The following is an 18403-nucleotide window of genomic DNA, read 5'->3' as shown; positions in this document are numbered from 1 at the left end:
GATCAGACCTTTGGCAGCGTGACGATGTGGTTGTCCCACGCCCGGTCCGCATGGCCCAAAGGTCGTGCTGTCCCGTTCGCGATGGCGACCAGACCGCCCAGACCGTCGCTGGCGAGCAGCCCGCCCGTGCGCGCCGCAAGACCGCAGACATCGCTGCGCGACACCGCGCCAAGGAACGCGCCCGTGTCGTCGAAGCGGTGGACACGCCCCCCGCGCGGCGAAGAAATCGCGACCTCTGCCCCGGCCCCGTCGAAGGCGATGCTGCCCGCGTAGCCCTGCATCGCGATCTCGTCCGCCTCTGGGGCCAGTGCCAGCACCAGGTCCGTGCCGCGCCGGTGCAGACCCAGCAGCGGGGTGACGATGCCCGCCTCCCCCTCCCACTGCATCGCAAAGCCTGTAAGGCCATCGGTGCGCACCGCCAGATGCCGGATGGAGTTCTGCGCCAGATCGGGGCGCAGTTCGACCCGCTCCAGCAAAGTGCCGTCCAGCGCAAGGTAGCTCAGGTTGGGGCGCATGGTGGCGATGTTCAGCTTGGTCCGGTCGGTCGGATCGGTGGCGATCCCGCCATTGGCGACCACCAGCGTGGCACCGTCCGGCATCAGGCGCAGGTCATGCGGGCCGATGCCGCCGCTGGGGAACGCGGCGCGGCGGACATAGCCCGCAGCCACGTCCCACACGCCGATCACGCCGTCGCTGGTCGCCGCATCCTGTTCGGAGGTGAAGAGCACCGCACCACTCGGATCATACACGCCGTGCCCGTTGAACTGCCGCCCCGGCGGCGGTGTCAGGTCGCGGATCACCCTGCCCGTCGCACAGTCGATCACGCGGGCAAAGGTGCCGGGACGGCGGGCAAAGGCGACCGCCTCGGCCCGGACCGGGTGCCCTGCCCCCGCATGGCCGCGTGCGGGCAAGGAGATGCGGAACGTCTCGATGCCACCTTCCGTCAGACCAAAGAGGGCGAAGGTGCCGTCAGCCTCTTGTGCGGCGGCCAGATAGGCGGGGTTGCCCACGGCGGCCCAGCCAAGGCGGGGCATGGCCCCGGCGGCCAGCAGGGCGGCCAGAAAGGTGCGGCGTGTGGTCATGGATCAGTCCCCGTCCAGCGCGTTGAAGCCTGCTGCAATGCCCAGCGCACCGCCGATTTCCGTGTCGATGGCGACCTCGACCGCCGCGACACGCTGGTGCAGGACATCGACCAGCAGACGGGCCTGCGGGTCCGTCACGGTCTGGAACGCGGGATCGTCGATGCGTGACGCCGCCACCTCGACCCGCGCAACAGCCGCATCGGTCAGCGGCAGGTCGGTGTCGGTCAGCGCATGGGCGAGACCCTGTGCGGCCTTCACCGACAGCACGACGTTGCGCAGGGGACGGCCCGAGCGCCACGCCTCTGCCATGCGGGGACGGGGTTGGTCGAACGTGCCGAGGGGACGCGCGAGGCGCATGTCGGCGTCAAAAGTCAGACCCGTCAGCAGTTGGGTATAGAGCGCGCGAAGCGCCTCGTCCCCGGTCATGTAGGTGGCGTTGCCGGGCGCACCGGCGGAGGTCAGCACGGCGGCGAACGCGTCACGCCACGCGGCGTCCAGCGCCGTGGCCTGTGCGGCCAGATCGGCGCTGACGACCTGCACCAGCGTGCAGGTGGCGTCGCCTGCCGCGTATCCGGCGAAGGCAGGATCGTAGAGCAGCATGTCGAGGGCGAAAAGGCCGCGCGCGGCGATCGACACCTCGGCGAAGGTGGCGGGATCGCGGGACGCGGGGTCGGCGATCAGCGCGGTCAACGCGCGGGGGGTGAAGGCGCGGTCGTCGGGCCAGTAGGCGATGGACAGCGCCCCGGTCTCGGACGGGCCGATGTGCAGGTTGGCGACGCCCAGCCATGCATCGAACGCCGCCTGATAGGCGGGTTGCACGGCGGCAGGGGTGCAGTCGGCGGCGGCGGTGGCGGACAGCGCCTCGGCGTGTGTCGCGAATTGCGCGAAACCGGGCAGGATGTGGTCGGTCACGGCGCGGGACACGTCGGCCTGCACCGGGGCGGCTGACAGAACCGAAAGGGCGAGGACGGTGCGGATCATAGGGACTCCAGATAGGCGATCAGGGCGGCGCGGTCGGTGCTTGGCAGGTCCACGACGCGGTCGCGGGACGCCTGCGCTTCTCCGCCATGCCACAGAACGGCCTCCAGCAGGGACCGCGCGCGACCGTCGTGCAGATAGGTGGCGTGGCCACTGACCTGTTCGGTCAGGCCGATGCCCCACAGCGGGGCCGTGCGCCATTCGGTGCCTGTGGCGCGACCCTCTGACCGGTTGTCGGCCAATCCCGGCCCCATGTCGTGCAGCAGCATGTCGGTGTGCGGCCAGATCAGTTGAAAGCTCTGCTCCGGCTGGTCGGTCAGGCGGTGGGTGACGAAGGCGGGCTGGTGGCAGGCAGCGCAGCCTGTGTCGTGGAACACCGCCTTGCCGCGCAGCACCTGCGCGTCCCCCGCGCCGCGCCGCGCAGGCACGCCGAGGTTGCGACTGTAGAGCGTCACGAGGTCAAGGCCCTCGGCGTCCACCTCGAACCCGTCCTGTCCGGCGTCGCCGCCATCGGGGGCGGCGAGGCAGCCCGGTTGTGCCGCTGTGCAGTCGCCGGTGTGGGCGGGAAACAGCGGCGTCGAGATGCCGATATCGCCGGCAAATGCAGCTGCGGATTGCTGGCGGATCGTCGGCTCCCCCGCCTTGAGGCCGAAGCGGCCCAGCATGGGTTCGTCGTATTCGACGGACCAGACCACGTTGGGCCGCCCGGAGATGCCGTCGCCGTCCGCATCGTCCAGGTCCGCGAGGGCAAGGATGTCGGCGGCTGGGATCGCCTCCAGCAAGCCCAGACCGATCATCTGGGGGGCGACACGCGGCGAGAGCATCGCGCCGGGGTGCAGCGGACCATAGCCGAGGTCGGCGGCGGCATAGGTGGGGCGGCGCAGACTGGCGGTCTCGCCATCCGACAGGGCGACAGGCACCTCCTCATACGTCACATGCAGCGCGTATTCGGCGGGCTGACCGGCGGCGGCGAAGTCCTGCAGTTGCCAGCCATAGGTTGGATCGGGGGCCGTCGCGATCCAATCGGCGATCTGCGCGGTCATGACGTCGGTCGCGGGGTCGGCGGGGATCGAGATGCGCAGGAACATGGACACCGCCGTCTCGCCGGGGCCGCTTGGCGGATGGCCGCGCCCGTCCTTGATATGGCAGCTTTGGCAGGCGCGCGCGTTATAGAGCGGGCCGAGGCCGTCTGAGGCGAGGGTGGAGGATGGCGCCGACACCCACAGCTTGCGGAAGAGCCCGTTGCCGACCTTGAAGTCGAGTTCACGGGCGAAGTCGATGTTGGCGGAGGGGTCGGAGAAGGCGTCCGCCGTAGTCCGGGCGCGCACGGTGGCAGCACCGGCCGACAACCCCTCGAACGCCTGCGGGACGGTGAAATCGGTAGGCGCGGCGGTCACCGCGCGGATGCGCGCCGCCTCGTCATCTGTGCGGGCCACGATGGACAGGTGCGGATCGCCCAGAGGCGGCAGGTCCTGCGCCGAGAGAGGGGTCGTCGCCAGCGCAAGGGCCAGCGACCACCGTAGGGGATTTTGTGAAAGGGTCACGGTCGCCGGGGCGTCCTGCAAGGGGAACGGCCGCCGCGCGGGTTTGCGCGGCGGCCTGAGGTTATAAGGCTGCGGCTGTTACTGGAACACGGCGGTCGGATCGTCGAGGCTGTCGGACCCCTCGAACGCGATCTGGTCGAGGCCAAGGGTCGTGGTGATCCGCTCGATTGTGCGGGTCTGGTCGATCAGGCCATCGACACCGGCCATGACCAGCGCCTCGCCCTCTGCGTTGCCTTGTTCCAGCATCATGTCATAGGCGAACCCGCCCTCTGCCGCCGTCACAATGGCGCCGAGGGCCGTCATGGTGGTGTCCAGCTTGCCCGTCATCTCTGCATCCAGCGCGGGATCGGCTGCCGCCACCAGATCGGACAGCGAAGCCCCTTCGATCACGCTGCCGTCGGTGCGGACATAGCGCCCGAGATAGGCGTTCTGCACGCCCAGACCGTCGTAGTAGTGGCTGTTGTGGGTGTTGTCCGAGAAGCAGTCGTGCTCCTCCTCCGGATCGTTCAGCATGAGGCCTAGGCGCATCCGTTCGCCCGCCTGTTCGCCGTAAGACAGGCTGCCCATGCCGGTCAGCATGGCGATCAGGCCCGCGTCCGGGTTGGCCGTGACGGCGGTGCGCGCCGCGCCATCGGTGGCCCAGGCCGTCGCCATCTCCTCCAGGTCCGTGACCAGCAGGGTGGTGGCGGCGGTCAGGTAAGCGGCGCGGCGGTCGCAGTTGCCGCCGGTGCAGGCGTCGCCCGCGACGTAGTCGGTAAAGGGCCGTTCGCCCGCACCGGGGCCGGTGCCGTTGAGGTCCTGCCCCCACAGCAGGAACTCGATCGCATGATAGCCGCGGGCGACGTTCGTCTCGATCCCGTCCGCTTCGTTCAGGGTGTCGGCGATCAGCGCGGGGGTGATGGTGCTGGCATCCACGACCTGCCCCGCCAGCGTGATCTGCGGGCTGGCGATGACGTTCAGCGCGGCAAACTGGTTGGCGTCGGTCGGCCCGCCGTAGCTGGCATCGACATAGTCGATCAGGCCTTCGTCCAGCGGCCAGGCGTTCACGCGCCCTTCCCAGTCGTCGACGATGGGGTTGCCGAAGCGGTAGACCTCTGTCTGTTGATACGGCACGCGGGCGGCAAGCCACGCGGTACGGGCGGCGACCAGCGTTTCCTGCGACGGATCGGCGGTCAGGGCCGCGACCGCGGCCTGCAACGTCTGCGCGGTGGTCAGGCTGTCCGCATACTTGGCCGCCGCGATGTCGGCGTAGGTCGCCACGATCTGATCGGGCGTGACCTGGGCGCTGGCGGGCGCGGCGAGCGTCAAGGTAAGCGCCATGGCGCCGACGGCGGGAAGGACCGTATTCATCGGGGTGCTGTTCCTGTCAGTGGCGGGGTGCTGTGTCTAGATTGAGACCCCGGATTTCGGGTCGGGATCGGGCGGTGGGACCCGCTGGATACACGACATGCGAAACTGTTTACTGAAACAGTCGGGATTGTCAATCGGGCGTGGCAATGCGCGGCCGGGCTGTGCGGGTCGCCGGGTTGAACGTCGGATGAACGGTCGCGCCGGAGTGACGCGCCAGAGGAACGGAGCGACTGATGCGGTCCTGCAAGGCGGGGGCGTGCAGTGCCTTCAGACGGGTAGCGTCTGCGTGTGCGGCCTGCTGCGCCACACGACTCGGAAAATAATGGTGGCCCCAACAAAAATGACGGGTCCAAGCAGGGAAACCGGGCGCATCACATCCATTTTCAGGACAAGATCAGCGACAGCCGTCAAGGCCGTGCCGTAGCTGCCAAGGATCAAGACCACAGCGGCCAGCGCAAGACGTTCCGTGCAGCTGGCATGGCGCTGCACCGTGCCGGCTAGCAGACAGGCGGCCACGCCCAGCATAGCTAGGTCGTAGTCATAGTTATAGGGGCTGATCAACGCCGACACGACCACGCCCGCCCCCATGAGGACACCGGGCGGCAACCCGGCGCGGCTCAGCACGGCGAGGCCAGCCACAGCCGCTGCAATTCCCGTCACATGCAAGGCCAGCGCCGCATCGCGCCCCGCACCAAAAGACGTCGCAAATGCATAGAGCGACGTCATGCGGAACAGCGGGAAACTCCCGTCACGAAAGGCGTCGGTGGTTTCAGCAATTCCGCCCAGAGAAGCCGACCAGACCCCCGGACCGAAGACCAGTGTCGCCACCGCGCCAAAGACGCCGATCACCGCGAAGGACTGCAAGGCCAGCCCCCAGCGCCGGTCCAGCAGCGACCACAGGCCGACGCCAAGGGCCAGATGCGGCTTGATCGCCATCAGCCCCAGCGGCACGCCCGCCCATCGGGAGTGGCGCAAAGCGAGGATGCAGGTCAGTCCGATCAGCGATCCGGTCAGGAAACTGTTCTGCCCCGACCGCAGGATCAGCAGGATCAACGGCAGGAACAGGACGATGACGGTCTGGAACGCGGGTCCCGCCAGCCTGCGGATCACCCAGACGTAAAGGCCGAGGGTCGCAGTCATGAACAGCGCATAGGACAGGGCGGCGGGCAGCAGCGCCAGCGGTGCCACGACGAGGTTGAAGAAGGGTGGGTAGCTCCAGAACATCGGATGGCCGGTAAAACCCGGCTGCGCCGCTTGTCGTGGCAGGAACGTCTCGAGCGCGTAGGCCGCATGCAGGTTGCCCTCTGCGATCATCGTGCTGACGAGGTAGAAGATATCGAAATCCAGCAGGTGCCGCTTGTCCAGCAGGACTGGGTGTGCGAACTCGACCGCGACATAGGCGATCAGGATCAGTGGGATGCAGGCCAGCAGGGCGCGTGTGCGTGGCTTCAACTGGATCATGATGCGTGACCTCGCACGATGGGGCTGCGGGCGGACGGCGCAGGCGTAAAGATCCACAGGCGCGACACGAGGAACGAGACGGCCGGCACGGTCGCGGCGACGAGGGCCATGCCCTGCCACATCTGGCCGCCGTTGCGGGTCCACAGCGCGGTGACCAGACTGCTGACCGCGAGACTGACGAGCGACAGGGCCATGAACCGGCGCAGGTGGCGGCGATCCGGCTGTCCCACGCGAAAGGTGTAGCGCGCATGGCCCGCGTACGACACGGCGACCGCCGCGATGAAACCCGCCAGATTGGCCAGCAACGGCAGAAGGGCCAGCAGATGGGTCGCCAGCAGGGCGACGCCGACATGGACCAGCGTCGCGATCGCCCCGACACCGGCAAAACGTCGGGCCTGACCCAGCCAGACCCGCACAGGCGACCCCGATCCGTCATCCCCGGCCTGCATTCTAGTCATCCGCGCCATGGACGGAGCGGACGACGAACATCGGACGCTCGCGCACCTCCGTCAGGATGCGCCCGATGTATTCCCCGAGGATTCCGACCGCGAACAGGTTGAGCCCGCCGAATGTCAGCACCAGCAGGACCAGCGACGCGTAACCCGGCACATCGACGCCCAGCAGCAGCGTACTGACGAAGATGTAGGTCGCGTAAAGCAGCGACAGCAGGCCAAGCACCGTGCCGACATAGGTCCAGATCCGCAGGGGTTTGGTCGTGGAGCCGATGATCCCGTCCAGCGCCATGCCCCACAGCCGCCACACGTTCATCGAGGATTTGCCGCTGCACCGCGCGCTGCGCTCGAACGTCACTTCGTCGGTCTGGAAACCCACCCAGGCGAACAGGGCCTTGTTCAGGCGGGTCCGCTCGCCCATGGACCGCAGCACATCGACGACCTGACGGTCGAGCAGACGGAAGTCGCCGACGTTGGACGGCATCGGATGGTCGGACAGCGCGTTGAACACCCTATAGAACGCCGCGGCCGATGTCCGTTTGGCCCATGTGTCGCTGGATCGGTCGATGCGCCGGGCATTCACGATCCGCGCCCCCTGTTGCCATTTGGCGATCATGGCCGGAATCACGTCGGGCGGATCCTGCAGATCGACGTCGATCGGAATCACAGCATCGCCGGACGCATGTTCCAGCCCGGCGCACAACGCCGCTTCCTTGCCGAAGTTGCGCGACAGGTTGACGAGGCGGATGGACGGGTCGCGGGTCATGTAGGACCTGATCGCGAACTCGGTGCCATCGGTGCTGCCGTCGTTGACGAACAGGATTTCGGACCGGATCAGGGGTGTCAGTTGCGACAGGATGGGTGCCATCGCGGTCAGGAACGCCCCGATCGCCGCCTGTTCGTTGAAGACGGGCACGATCAGCGTCAGCACCAGCGCCGGGGCGACGGGTGTGGCGTCTGCCGCGAGGTCGAATGTGACGATGCTCATCCTGCCATCCCCCGTTGTGTCAGCAGCCCGCGACGACCCGCGGCGGCCTTGCGCTGGACTCATCCGATGAGGGAGAAAAATGTCGATAAGGTGACCGAACCTTGCCGCTTCGGCGAAAGATGCGGGAATTGTCGCGGAGACGGGTCTTGCGTCCGGATTTACCGTTGCGCAACATCTCCTCGCCGCAGGGTTCTGTTGACCGGATTGCAAGGCCCGCGAGATCCGCAGGGTCGCAAAAACGATGGCCAAGGCGCCGCATCGCGTGGCAGATCCCTGGTGCGGGCGCCACGCGGCGCGCGGCATGCACGCAGACCGACGACGATGATCGAAACGCAGGAAAGGCCGACCCATGAAACTCGTGAACTTCCACGCCGCCGACGGCATCCGTGCAGGCCTCGTGCGCGACGGCGGCGTCGAGGATCTGGCCGCGTCGGGCCTGTGGACCGGCACCCTGCCGGTGGCGCGTGCGGAAATCGCTGCGCTGTCGGCCCGCACGACCGTCGCGCAATCGCCGCTGATCGCGTTGGACAGCCTGCGACTGGCCCCGGTGGTGGTGTCGCCCGAAAAGATCATCTGCGTCGGGCTGAACTATCGCCGCCACGCGGTCGAGGCCAAGATGGCGATCCCCACGACACCGGTGATCTTCGGCAAGTTCGCCAACAGCCTGAGCGCGCACGGCGACCGCGTGGCCCTGCCGTCGGTCGATGACCGCTACGACTACGAGGCGGAATTGGCCGTCGTCATCGGCACGGCGGCGCGCGACGTGTCCGTCGCGGACGCGCTGACCCATGTGGCAGGCTATTGTTGCGCCAACGACCTGTCGGCGCGGGGCGCGCAACTGGCGACCAGCCAGTGGATGATCGGCAAGATGCTGGACGGTTTCCTGCCGCTGGGTCCCATGCTGGTCACGACGGACGAGATCCCCGATCCACAGGCCCTGCAGATCAAGGCGACCGTGAACGGCATGGTCATGCAGGACTCCTCGACCAGCGACATGATCTTTTCGGTGGCCGAGATCATCGCCTTTCTCAGCCGCCACGCCACGCTGAAACCCGGCGACGTGATCGTGACCGGCACGCCGGAAGGCGTGCAGATGGGCTACGCCACGCCGACATGGCTGAAGCCGGGCGACGCCGTAACGATCGAGATCTCGGACCTTGGCCGTCTGACGACCGTCCTGACGGACGGATCCGCAACCGCAGGTTAGTTCGTAATGACAGATCAGGCAGTGCGCAATGTCGGCTGCGCCGGTCGGCTGTCGGATTGAAAGGGTGATTGCCTGACGCCGCCCTTGGCCCCGACCGGTCGTGCGCGACGTATGGCGCCTTTTCGCGCGGTCTGGCCCACCGGCGCGCGCAGATCGCGCAGATCGCGCGGCAGGGTGCACCGCCGGGCCACGGGCCGGGCCGTCGCCCCGATGGCCGCCACCGCCCACTGCGACAGGGCCGGGAACAGCAGTTGCTGTAACGCGGGCGGGTGCAGCATCGCCAGCACCTGTGCGCCGGGATTGACGCTGTCGCTGGGCACGTCGTCCGACCGCAGGATGTGATGCCGGTCGAACACCAGGGGGATGGAGGTCACGGACCGCACGCCTTGCAGGACGCGCGCCCGCTCTCCATCCGTGTTAGTTGGGTCGCACGCACCAGCTGCCCGCCGGGCGCATCCGCTACCGGCACCCCATGCTACAACTAGACCGTCAGCGCCCGCGCATTGCCCGATCCGCACCGGGCGCAGGTGCGGCTGCGCCCGCAGATCCGCCGCATCCAGCCTGCGCCGCGCGATCCACGCGATGGGCTGCGGGCCGTCGTCACGGGGCGCGACCAGATCGCCGACCCGCAAAGCCTGAATCGGCACGTGGCCCCGCGGCGTGCGGATCAGCGTGCCGTGCGTAAAGCACGGGATACCGGCCCCGACAGCTGCGGCCCGGTGGGCATCGGTCTGGCCGGCACATCCGATCGCGTCACGCTCTCGCCCTCGGGACAGGTCAGGACGGCCCAGCCGTTGCCGTCCGCGGTCACCACGACATCCGCGATCGTGACCGGGTTGCCCGTCCCGTTGCGCAGGGCGTTGATGACGAGCTGGCCGTTGAACGACCCGTTCGCCAAGGCCGCTCCAATGTCGAAGTCCGTCACCGGATCAGACCCATTCGCCCGGTCCGGCAGGACCTGATCGAACCCGCGCCCGGTGGTCAGCATGTCGCCGCCCGCACCGCCTACCCTGCCCGCCAGCGTGTCGTCGCCCGCCCCGTCAGCGATGCTGTCGTCGCCGTCGCCCACGGACAGCCGGTCGATGCCGTCGGCACCGCCAAGGGTGTCTGCGTCCGCGTCGCCATCCAGCTGGTTGCTGCCCCCGCCGCCGAACAACCAGTCGCCGCCATCGCCGCCGTTCAGCGTGTCGTCGCCCAGCCCGCCGCCGTTGCTGTCATTGCCGATGCCGCCCGACCGCGTGTCGTTGCCTGCCCCGTCAGCGATGCTGTCTTTACCGCTGCAGCCCTCGATCCAGTCGTTGCCCGCAAGGCCATAAAGAACGTCCGGCTCTGCGCCCTCGTCCATCCGGTCGTCACCCCTGCCCCGCCAAACAGCGTGTCGTCACCCATGTTGCCGCAGATGCTGTCGTTGCGGGTACCGCCGAAGACCGTGTCGTTGCCAACCCCGATCGTACTGCCGTCGCCGTCGGCGTGTCGGGCAGCCATGGTGTCGTTGGCGGTCGCACCCTGCACGATGGTAGCATCGGCATGGGCGGGCGGCACCCGGTCCACCCCCGGGTCATAGAACGCGATCGGATGGCCGATGGTCAGCGACCGGAACGGCCCGGCGCCAAGGGCCGCATGGGCGCTGTTCGCACCCATCTCGGAAAACAGACAGGTGCGGCCAGCGGTATCCTGCACGATGGACAGGTTCTGCAGGCTGGTCGTACCGTCGGTATACGTCAGCGTGACGAGAGACGGCGTCTTGATGTTCCAGACCTGCACGGGCCGGTTGTCGATCTGGACCGAGTCGGTCGCGGCGTTGTTGTTGAACCCGCAGGGAGTGGGATCGCCGGCCGCGCTGGAGACGGGCTTCGATTGTTGCTGATACCCTGCGAGCGGTTCGGCCACGGTGCGGATGGTCGGGCCTTTCAGCGCCGCGGCATTCCCGGCATCCGAGGTGCCTTCGCCGACCTTCAGATCGCGGCCCGCTCGCCTCGATACGGCACGGCGAAGGTCGCGGCCACCGTGGACGCCCCCGTCACACCCTTCCACGGGCGCGCCTAGCACAAGCGAGAGCCGCCGGGTGCGCAGGGACGCGGCGGACCCGGGCAACACCTGCACTGCCCCGGCCCCGCAGGGATAGGTGCGGCACGCTTTCGATGGCGTCACGCGGCGCGGCGCGGCGACCGCCGAATCCGTGCGCATCAAAGAAAATGCCGGCAGGTGCGACGGTCATGCCTTGGTTCGCGTATGCACATCGCCACGGGCCTGCAGCTGGCAGCGGGGGTCTCACGGCGGCGCGGACCCGCGCCGTGCCGTGCTGCGACAGGTGGGGTGCCTAGGGGTGAAGGCTGCCATGCTCTGGTGCCGCATCCCTTGCGACAGTTTCGAACATCGCGACGATCTGTGCCTGCGACAGACGATCCAGCACACCGCCAGCGATATCGTCCTGCGTCAGGATCAGCGTATCCGCCGGGTCGTGCAGCATCGCCCATGCCCCGAACATGCGCGTCTCGATCGGCCGGCTGACCAGTTGCCGGATGTCGAGGTGACGATCATCGCGGTTGATGCGCGCATAGGCGGCCATGACGGCATCTGTCGGACCCTCCAGCAGTTGCAGATAGATGTCGTGCCGGCACACGAGCGCACCGGTGATGTCGTCGCGGGCATTCATGCGCCGGGAATCCATCAGGATCGCGTTCAGATTGGATTCGCTGAACCCGAAGGGCTGCGAGGCGTAGATCAGTTGGGTCAGGTCGGCGATGGGCGTATCTCCTCTGGCGCGTGCAGTCGTCGGCGCGGGTCGCGGTGTGGCGGGCGCGTGGGGCACGACCGACGTGCCGGATCGTGACGTCTGCCCCCGCCGCCTGCCACCCCGTCACCTGCCGTAACTATGACCCTTGCCACGGCGGATGTCGACGCGGCCGTTGTGATGGCCTCAGCCTTGGATGCACCTGTCGTGCGCGGGCCCGGACCCCTATTCGGTCCATCCCGTCACAGCGTGGCCGCCATAGATCATGCGCCTGATCGGCAGGGCCGTCAGATTGGCCGAAAACCCGCCTTCCGGCGCGCTGACCTGATCCAGACGCCGGATCTGATCGGGGGTCAATGCGACCTCCGTCGCCGCGATGTTGTCGCGCAGCTGCGCCACGGTGCGCGCCCCGACGAGGGTCGATGCCACCCCCCGCTGCGCCATGACCCACGCAAGCGCCACCTGCGCAGGCGGACGGTCCTGTTCCGCCGCGACGGCGTTCAGAACCGCAAGGATCGCCCAGTTGCGATCGCTGAACTTGCTGTCGCCAAACGGGTTGGCGCCGCTCAGCCGCCCGGTGCCGGAGGTGTCGTCGCGCCTGTATTTGCCGGTCAGGAAACCGCCCGCAAGCGGGCTCCACGGCATGATGCCCATGCCGCCTTCGCGCGCTGCCGGACCATGCTCCGCCTCCACGTCGCGGGCGACGAGCGAGTATTCGACCTGCATCGCGATGGGACCGGGGACGCGGCGTTCGGTGGCGATCGTCGCGGCCTTCATCGCGAACCATGCGGGCATGTCGGAGAAGCCGTAGTGCCGGATCTTGCCCGCACGCACCAGATCGCCCAGCGTCTGGACGATCTCCTCGACCGGGGTGACGCCGTCCCATATGTGCATCCAGTACAGGTCGATATAGTCGGTGCCCAACCGCCGCAGCGAGGCATCGAGCGCGCGGTGGATGTTCTTTGACCCCGCCCCACCCGCATGGGGGTTGCCCGCACCGCCCTGATTGCTGGCCAGAGGACTGCGCGAGCCGTTGAAACCGAACTTGGTCGCCAGCACGATCTCGTCGCGCGATCCGGTGTCCTTGATGAACCGGCCGACGAACTCCTCGCTGATCCCGCCGGTATAGATGTCCGCCGTGTCCACGACATTGCCGCCCGCGTCGCGGTAGGCGTCGAAGATCGCGCGCGAGCCCGCCTCGTCCACACCCCAATCGCCGGGGCCAAAGGTCATGGTGCCGAGGCTGAGAGGGCTGACGACCAGCCCGGATCGGCCGAGAGCGCGGTAGTGCGTGAGGGACATGTGGTTTCCGATATTTTGTAGTGATTGATATGAAAAATATCGCCCCCTTGCCGGATCGTGTCAACGACTTTAATATTGGTCACTATGAAACACACCGGCACACCACCCCGCAAGACCGGCCGCCCCCTGTCCTTCGACCGGGAGGATGTGCTGGACAAGGCCATGCGCACGTTCTGGGCCAGCGGCTATGAAACCACGTCGATCACCGACCTGACGGCGGCGATGGGGATCACCGCACCCAGCCTGTATGCGGCGTTCGGCAACAAGCAGCAGCTGTTTCTGGAGGCGATGCGCCGCTACGCAGGGGATCATAGCGTGCTGGAGCGCACGATGGCCGATGCGCCGACCGCACGCGACGCCGTCGCCGGGATGCTGCGCGGTGCAGCCATCCTCTATACGGGAGAGGCGACGCCACCCGGGTGCCTGCTCGCCAGCGCAGCCGCGACGGGATCGCCGGATGCGACCGCCGTGCGCGACGCGGTGGCGGACGAACGGCGCGTGGTGCGCGACATCGTCATCCGCAGGATCGAGGCGGATATCGCGGCGGGCCTGATGCCGTCTGACACGCCATCCGCGCGTTTGGCGGACCTGACCCTCGCGGTCACGCAAGGCATGTCGGTACTGGCGCGGGACGGGGCCGATCGCGACCGTCTGCTGGCCATCGCAGGGATCGCCACCGCCGGTTGGGGCGTCGCCAGCACCTGACGCAGTCGCATGCCGGGGGTCACTGCGCACCGGGCGATCGGGTCGGCCGCTGCGGCCGCGTCCGGGCGGCCCGGCAGCCGTTAAAACGTGTTGCAAACGTATTCATCTCCACCTAGCGTTGCTGGCAACGCGCCTGAGGACGACAGGGCATGGTCTGCTTCGCGCAGCTTCACGGCTGGACGTCACGGCGTGGCCCTGCGTGGTGACGTATGCACCGCGACGAGCCTTGCCCTGCCGCTGACACATCCGGCTGCCCGCAGGGCGCACACTGGGGAGGAGAGACGACACCATGACCATCACAACCCTCAAGCACGGCAAGCCAGAGGCGGAGCGGGCGGAGGACGACACCAGGGTCCGCGCCACGGTCGAGGCGACGCTGGCCGACATCGCCGCCCGTGGCGACGCCGCCGTGCGCGACCTGTCGCAAAAGTTCGACGGCTATGCCCCGCCCGCCTTTCGCCTGACCGCGTCCGAGATCGAGGCCGCCATGTCGCGCGTCTCCGACAACGACATGGCCGACATCCGCTTTGCGCAGGACCAGATCCGCCGTTTCGCGCAGGCGCAGCGGGCATCCATCACGGATATCGAGGTGGAGACCCTGCCCGGCGTGATCCTTGGCCACCGCACGATCCCGGTGCAGTCGGTCGGCTGCTACGTCCCCGGCGGCAAGTTTCCGATGGTCGCCTCCGCCCACATGTCGGTGCTGACCGCCGCCGTCGCGGGCGTGCCGCGCATCGTGGCCTCCGCCCCCCCAGTTGACGGCGCCCCGCACCCGGCCATCGTGGCCGCCATGCATCTGGGCGGCGCGCACGAGATCCTCGTGCTGGGCGGCATGCAGGCGGTCGGTGCCATGGCGATCGGGACAGAGACGATGGCCCCCGTGGACATGCTGGTCGGTCCCGGCAACGCCTATGTGGCCGAGGCGAAGCGCCAGCTTTACGGTCGCGTCGGCATCGACCTGTTTGCCGGACCGACCGAGACGATGGTGATCGCCGACGACACCGTGGATGCGGAGCTCTGTGCCACCGATCTGCTGGGGCAGGCGGAGCACGGCTACAACTCGCCCGCCGTACTGCTGACCACCTCTCGCCGTCTGGCCGAGGCGACGCTGGCCGAGATCGACCGCCTGCTGGCGATCCTGCCCACCGCCGCCACCGCCGGCGTCAGCTGGCGCAACTATGGCGAGGTGATCGTCTGCGACACGCACGAGGAGATGCTGCAGGTTGCCAACGACATCGCCTCCGAACACGTCCAGGTCATGACCGACCGCGACGACTGGTATCTTGCGAACATGCACAGCTACGGCGCGCTGTTCCTCGGCCCGCGCACCAACGTGGCCAACGGCGACAAGGTGATCGGCACCAACCACACCCTGCCCACCAAGAAGGCCGGGCGCTACACCGGCGGCCTCTGGGTCGGCAAGTTCCTCAAGACGCACAGCTATCAGCGCATCGTCACGGACGAGGCGGCGGCCCTGATCGGCGCCTACGGCTCTCGCCTGTGCATGCTGGAAGGGTTCGTGGGCCACGCGGAACAGTGCAACGTCCGCGTCCGCCGCTATGGCGGGCAGAACGTGGCCTATGGCACCGCCGCCGCCTACAAGGATGCGGCCGAATGACCGTGGACAAGGACCCCGCCATGACGCTGCCGATCCCCCCGTCCCTGCGCCTCGACGGCAAACGCGCCCTCGTTACCGGGGCCTCGTCCGGCATCGGGCTGGGCGCCGCCGTGGCGCTGGCGGATCAGGGCGCGCAGGTGGTCTGCGCCGCACGCGGCGCCGACAGGCTGGCCGATGTGGTGGCGCAGATGGCGGCCAAGGGGTATGACGCCACGGCCCTCGTGCTGGACGTGGGCGATCTGGACGCCACAGCACAGGCGTTGGCGGATCAGCCCGCCTTCGACGTGGTGGTGAATGCCGCCGGGCTGGCGCGCCACGGCCCGGCCACCGCCACCACGCCCGCCGACTTCGATGCGGTCATGCACGTCAACCTGCGCGCCGCCTATTTCCTGTCCGCCCGCACGGCGGACCGGATGCGGGCCGCGGGCATTGCTGGCTCGATCATCCACATCTCCAGCCAGATGGGGCATGTGGGCGGCATCGACCGGGCGGTCTATTGCGCCTCCAAGCACGCGCTGGAGGGGATGGTGAAGGCGATGGCCATCGAATGGGGGCCGCACGGCATCCGCATCAACACGCTGTGCCCCACCTTCATCCGCACGCCGCTGGCCGAGGTGACGTTGCGCGATCCCGTCCGCCGCGCGTGGATCGAGGACAAGATCAAGCTCGGCCGCGTCGGCGAGATCACAGACATCATGGGCGGCATCAGCTACCTCGCCTCCGACGCGGCGGCGCTGGTGACGGGCACCGCGCTGATGATCGACGGCGGATGGACGGCGGACTGATGGCGAACGACAGCATCACCCGCGTCACATCGCTTGACGTCGCCCGCCGCGCCGGGGTCAGCCAGTCGGCGGTCAGCCGCGTGTTCACGCCGGGCGGGTCCGCCTCTGCGCAGACGATCGAAAAGGTGCGCCGCGCCGCCGACGCACTGGGCTATCGCCCCAACGTGCTGGCCCGCGCGATGATCACCGGCAAAAGCCGGATCATCGGCCTCGTGGTCGCCTATCTGGACAACTACTTCTATCCGCTCGCCGTCGAACGCCTGTCGGTGGCGCTGCAGGAACAGGGCTACCACGTCCTCGTCTTCATGGCGTCCAACACCGTGGGCCACGTCGAAGGCGTGATGCAGGAGATCCTCGATTATCAGGTCGACGGGATCGTGCTCGCCTCCGTCTCGATGTCGTCGGTGTTGGCGGCGCGCTGCGACGAATCCGGCATCCCCGTCGTGCTGTTCAACCGCACCCAGCCCGACGCGCGGCTGGCCAGCGTGACCACCGACAACGTCGACGGGGGACGCCAGATCGCGCGACACCTGATCGCGGGGGGCGCACAGCGGATCGGATACATCGCCGGGTTCGAAGGTGCCTCGACCCAGATCGACCGCGAGGCGGGGTTCCGCAGCGGGCTGGAGGAAGCGGGCATAACCCTGCACAGCCGCGGGGTGGGCAATTTCCAGCACGCCACCGCACGTGCGGCGGCGCTCGAGATGTTCGCGGGCCGCGACCGCCCGGATGCGGTCTTCGTGTGCAACGACCACATGGCCTTCGCGGTGATGGACGTGCTGCGGACCAAGCTCGACCTTGACGTGCCCGGCGACGTGGCCGTGGCGGGCTTCGACGACGTGCCCATCGCCGCCTGGGCCGCCTACGACCTGACCAGCTTTCGCCAACCGCTCGACCGCATGATCGCCGCCACCGTCGCCACCCTTCTGCACCGGATCGACGACGGCGCCGCGCCCCCTCAGCGTCACGTCCTCGCGGGCGACCTGATCCGACGCGGATCGACAAAGGCGGAAGGCACCGTGCCCTGACAGCGTGGGGCCACCACGGCACCGCTGCGCGTGGGCGGGATCGTCAACGGCCCGGCCACACGCCCTGCGGGTCCCTGCCGTCGGCCGCGCGGTGATCGGCAAGAGGGGAACGACACCATCGACAGATCGCATTTCGTGATGCCATGGTGGGTGTCGCATCACATTTCCCGAAAGCAGGTGTCGTGGCCTATCCCAGCATCAAGATCCGCGCCCTGCAGGCCTTCATCGCGGTGTACGAGGAGCAGTCTTTCAGCCGCGCCGCCGAGCGGGAGAATACGACGCAGTCCGGCATGTCCACGCAGGTCAAGGGGCTGGAACTGGTGCTGGGGGTGCCGCTCTTGGTACGGGAACGCAAACGCTTTGCCCTGACCCCCGCGGGCGAGATCATCTACCGCGAGGGGCAGGCCATCCTGAAGGCCCTGATGGCCACTGAAAAGGCCGTGCAGGAGATGCGCGGCGCGGTGGCAGGGTTGGTGCGGTTCGGGATGATCCCCTCGCTGACCCGGTCCGTGCTGATCCCGGCGTTGCACCAGTTCCAGTCGCAGTTCCCCGACGTGGAGCTGTCCTTGCTGGAGGAATACAGCTTCTCCCTCATGCGGCGCGTGCTGGACGGAGAGCTGGACTTCGCCCTCGTCCCGTCGACCGACCTGCCGGCGGGCCTGACCGGCACCTATGTCGGGCGCGACTGCGAGATGCTGGTGTCCGGCGCTGCCGCGGGTATCGGCACGCCTCACCTTGCGCCGATCCCGCTGCAGGCCTTGTCGGGCTGTCGCCTGATCGTGCCATCGCGGCTGAACGTGCGGCGCAAGCATATCGACACGCTGCTGAACACCCATGGCGTCCATCTGGCCGAGATGCTGGAAATGGACGGCATGCTCGCCACGCTCGAGATGATCGGGGCCACGGACTGGGTCGCGATCCTGCCCTCGGCGATCTGCCACCCGGACAAGGCGGGGACCGTGCGCCGGCTGAACCCGATCAAGGACCCGCCGATCAGTCTGGACTACGTCCTTGTCGAAAAGGCCGAGATGGCCGCGCCCCGCGCCGCGCGTCTGCTGGCCGATTGCCTTGTAGCCCATGTGGCCGTCATCCTGGCCGACTGGGATGACCTGCCTATCGCCGATCCGGAACGCCACTATCAGAAACCATGATCCTGCGGCGCTTTGATA

General features: G+C 68.1%; 17 protein-coding genes and 2 pseudogenes. 6 read left to right on the top strand and 13 right to left on the bottom strand.

The genetic code is table 11. From position 1 onward, the window contains the following. Nucleotides 1–2: 2 nt before the first annotated feature. The 7 genes from BMX16_RS06415 to BMX16_RS06385 form a co-directional block, all read right to left on the bottom strand. Nucleotides 3–1082, bottom strand: a complete 1080-nt coding sequence (locus tag BMX16_RS06415; protein WP_089900463.1) for a DUF1513 domain-containing protein — start codon at nucleotides 1080–1082, stop codon at nucleotides 3–5. A gap of 3 nt (nucleotides 1083–1085) precedes the next feature. Next, nucleotides 1086–2063, bottom strand: a complete 978-nt coding sequence (locus BMX16_RS06410) for an imelysin family protein (RefSeq protein ID WP_089900458.1) — start codon at nucleotides 2061–2063, stop codon at nucleotides 1086–1088. Further along, the gene (locus tag BMX16_RS06405; RefSeq protein WP_425434010.1) at nucleotides 2060–3604 is read right to left on the bottom strand and encodes a di-heme oxidoreductase family protein; all 1545 of its coding nucleotides are present in this window, start codon (nucleotides 3602–3604) and stop codon (nucleotides 2060–2062) included. Before BMX16_RS06405 ends, BMX16_RS06410 begins: the two co-directional genes overlap by 4 nt. Nucleotides 3605–3682: 78 nt before the next feature. Further along, complete coding sequence (locus BMX16_RS06400) at nucleotides 3683–4954, bottom strand: imelysin family protein (RefSeq protein ID WP_089900454.1); 1272 nt, start codon at nucleotides 4952–4954, stop codon at nucleotides 3683–3685. A 267-nt stretch (nucleotides 4955–5221) separates the two neighbouring features. Then, nucleotides 5222–6415, bottom strand: a complete 1194-nt coding sequence (locus tag BMX16_RS06395; protein ID WP_089900451.1) for a glycosyltransferase family 87 protein — start codon at nucleotides 6413–6415, stop codon at nucleotides 5222–5224. Further along, on the bottom strand, nucleotides 6412–6864 hold the full coding sequence (locus tag BMX16_RS06390) for a GtrA family protein (RefSeq protein WP_177174586.1): 453 nt from the start codon (nucleotides 6862–6864) through the stop codon (nucleotides 6412–6414). Before BMX16_RS06390 ends, BMX16_RS06395 begins: the two co-directional genes overlap by 4 nt. 1 nt (nucleotide 6865) lies before the next feature. Continuing rightward, on the bottom strand, nucleotides 6866–7855 hold the full coding sequence (locus BMX16_RS06385) for a glycosyltransferase family 2 protein (RefSeq protein WP_089900448.1): 990 nt from the start codon (nucleotides 7853–7855) through the stop codon (nucleotides 6866–6868). A 349-nt stretch (nucleotides 7856–8204) separates the two neighbouring features. Here BMX16_RS06385 and BMX16_RS06380 point away from each other — a divergent pair, with 349 nt between their 5' ends. Beyond that, on the top strand, nucleotides 8205–9062 hold the full coding sequence (locus BMX16_RS06380) for a fumarylacetoacetate hydrolase family protein (RefSeq protein ID WP_089900445.1): 858 nt from the start codon (nucleotides 8205–8207) through the stop codon (nucleotides 9060–9062). A 14-nt stretch (nucleotides 9063–9076) separates the two neighbouring features. On the opposite strand, the gene BMX16_RS17780 is transcribed toward BMX16_RS06380, so the two are convergent. The 6 genes and pseudogenes from BMX16_RS17780 to BMX16_RS06360 all read right to left on the bottom strand — a co-directional run bounded on the left by BMX16_RS17780 (nucleotide 9077) and on the right by BMX16_RS06360 (nucleotide 13098). Next, nucleotides 9077–9436 carry a hypothetical protein gene (locus BMX16_RS17780; protein WP_218139839.1) on the bottom strand — a complete coding sequence of 120 codons (360 nt, stop codon included), beginning with the start codon at nucleotides 9434–9436 and terminating at the stop codon, nucleotides 9077–9079. 186 nt (nucleotides 9437–9622) lie between these two features. Further along, nucleotides 9623–9709, bottom strand: a pseudogene (locus BMX16_RS18330) (hypothetical protein); the annotation flags it as partial. Between the two features lie 20 nt (nucleotides 9710–9729). Then, nucleotides 9730–10407 (bottom strand): calcium-binding protein, encoded by a 678-nt coding sequence (locus BMX16_RS17775; protein ID WP_218139838.1) that lies wholly within the window; start codon nucleotides 10405–10407, stop codon nucleotides 9730–9732. A gap of 23 nt (nucleotides 10408–10430) precedes the next feature. Next, nucleotides 10431–10547 (bottom strand): annotated as a pseudogene (locus tag BMX16_RS18275) (hypothetical protein); the annotation flags it as partial. Between the two features lie 835 nt (nucleotides 10548–11382). Beyond that, nucleotides 11383–11874 carry a BLUF domain-containing protein gene (locus tag BMX16_RS06365; protein ID WP_245731385.1) on the bottom strand — a complete coding sequence of 164 codons (492 nt, stop codon included), beginning with the start codon at nucleotides 11872–11874 and terminating at the stop codon, nucleotides 11383–11385. 147 nt (nucleotides 11875–12021) lie between these two features. Then, nucleotides 12022–13098, bottom strand: a complete 1077-nt coding sequence (locus BMX16_RS06360; protein ID WP_089900437.1) for an aldo/keto reductase — start codon at nucleotides 13096–13098, stop codon at nucleotides 12022–12024. A gap of 84 nt (nucleotides 13099–13182) precedes the next feature. Between BMX16_RS06360 and BMX16_RS06355 the strand changes: the two genes are divergently transcribed. The 5 genes from BMX16_RS06355 (at nucleotide 13183) to BMX16_RS06335 (ending at nucleotide 18385) form a co-directional block, all read left to right on the top strand. Beyond that, nucleotides 13183–13803, top strand: coding sequence for a TetR/AcrR family transcriptional regulator (locus tag BMX16_RS06355; RefSeq protein WP_089900434.1), 621 nt, complete (start codon nucleotides 13183–13185; stop codon nucleotides 13801–13803). A gap of 289 nt (nucleotides 13804–14092) precedes the next feature. Further along, complete coding sequence (gene hisD, locus BMX16_RS06350) at nucleotides 14093–15421, top strand: histidinol dehydrogenase (RefSeq protein WP_089900431.1); 1329 nt, start codon at nucleotides 14093–14095, stop codon at nucleotides 15419–15421. 20 nt (nucleotides 15422–15441) lie between these two features. Beyond that, nucleotides 15442–16206 carry an SDR family NAD(P)-dependent oxidoreductase gene (locus BMX16_RS06345; RefSeq protein WP_089900704.1) on the top strand — a complete coding sequence of 255 codons (765 nt, stop codon included), beginning with the start codon at nucleotides 15442–15444 and terminating at the stop codon, nucleotides 16204–16206. Then, nucleotides 16206–17234, top strand: coding sequence for a LacI family DNA-binding transcriptional regulator (locus BMX16_RS06340; protein ID WP_089900701.1), 1029 nt, complete (start codon nucleotides 16206–16208; stop codon nucleotides 17232–17234). The genes BMX16_RS06345 and BMX16_RS06340 overlap by 1 nt, the downstream gene beginning before the upstream one ends. Nucleotides 17235–17416: 182 nt before the next feature. Next, nucleotides 17417–18385, top strand: coding sequence for a LysR family transcriptional regulator (locus tag BMX16_RS06335; protein ID WP_177174585.1), 969 nt, complete (start codon nucleotides 17417–17419; stop codon nucleotides 18383–18385). The last annotated feature ends 18 nt before the right edge of the window (nucleotides 18386–18403 follow it).

The organism is Loktanella fryxellensis, assembly GCF_900110065.1.
GTDB classification, from domain to species: Bacteria; Pseudomonadota; Alphaproteobacteria; order Rhodobacterales; family Rhodobacteraceae; genus Loktanella; species Loktanella fryxellensis.
Note: the sequence above shows the minus strand (reverse complement) of the source record. Positions and strands in the feature narration are given on the sequence as shown.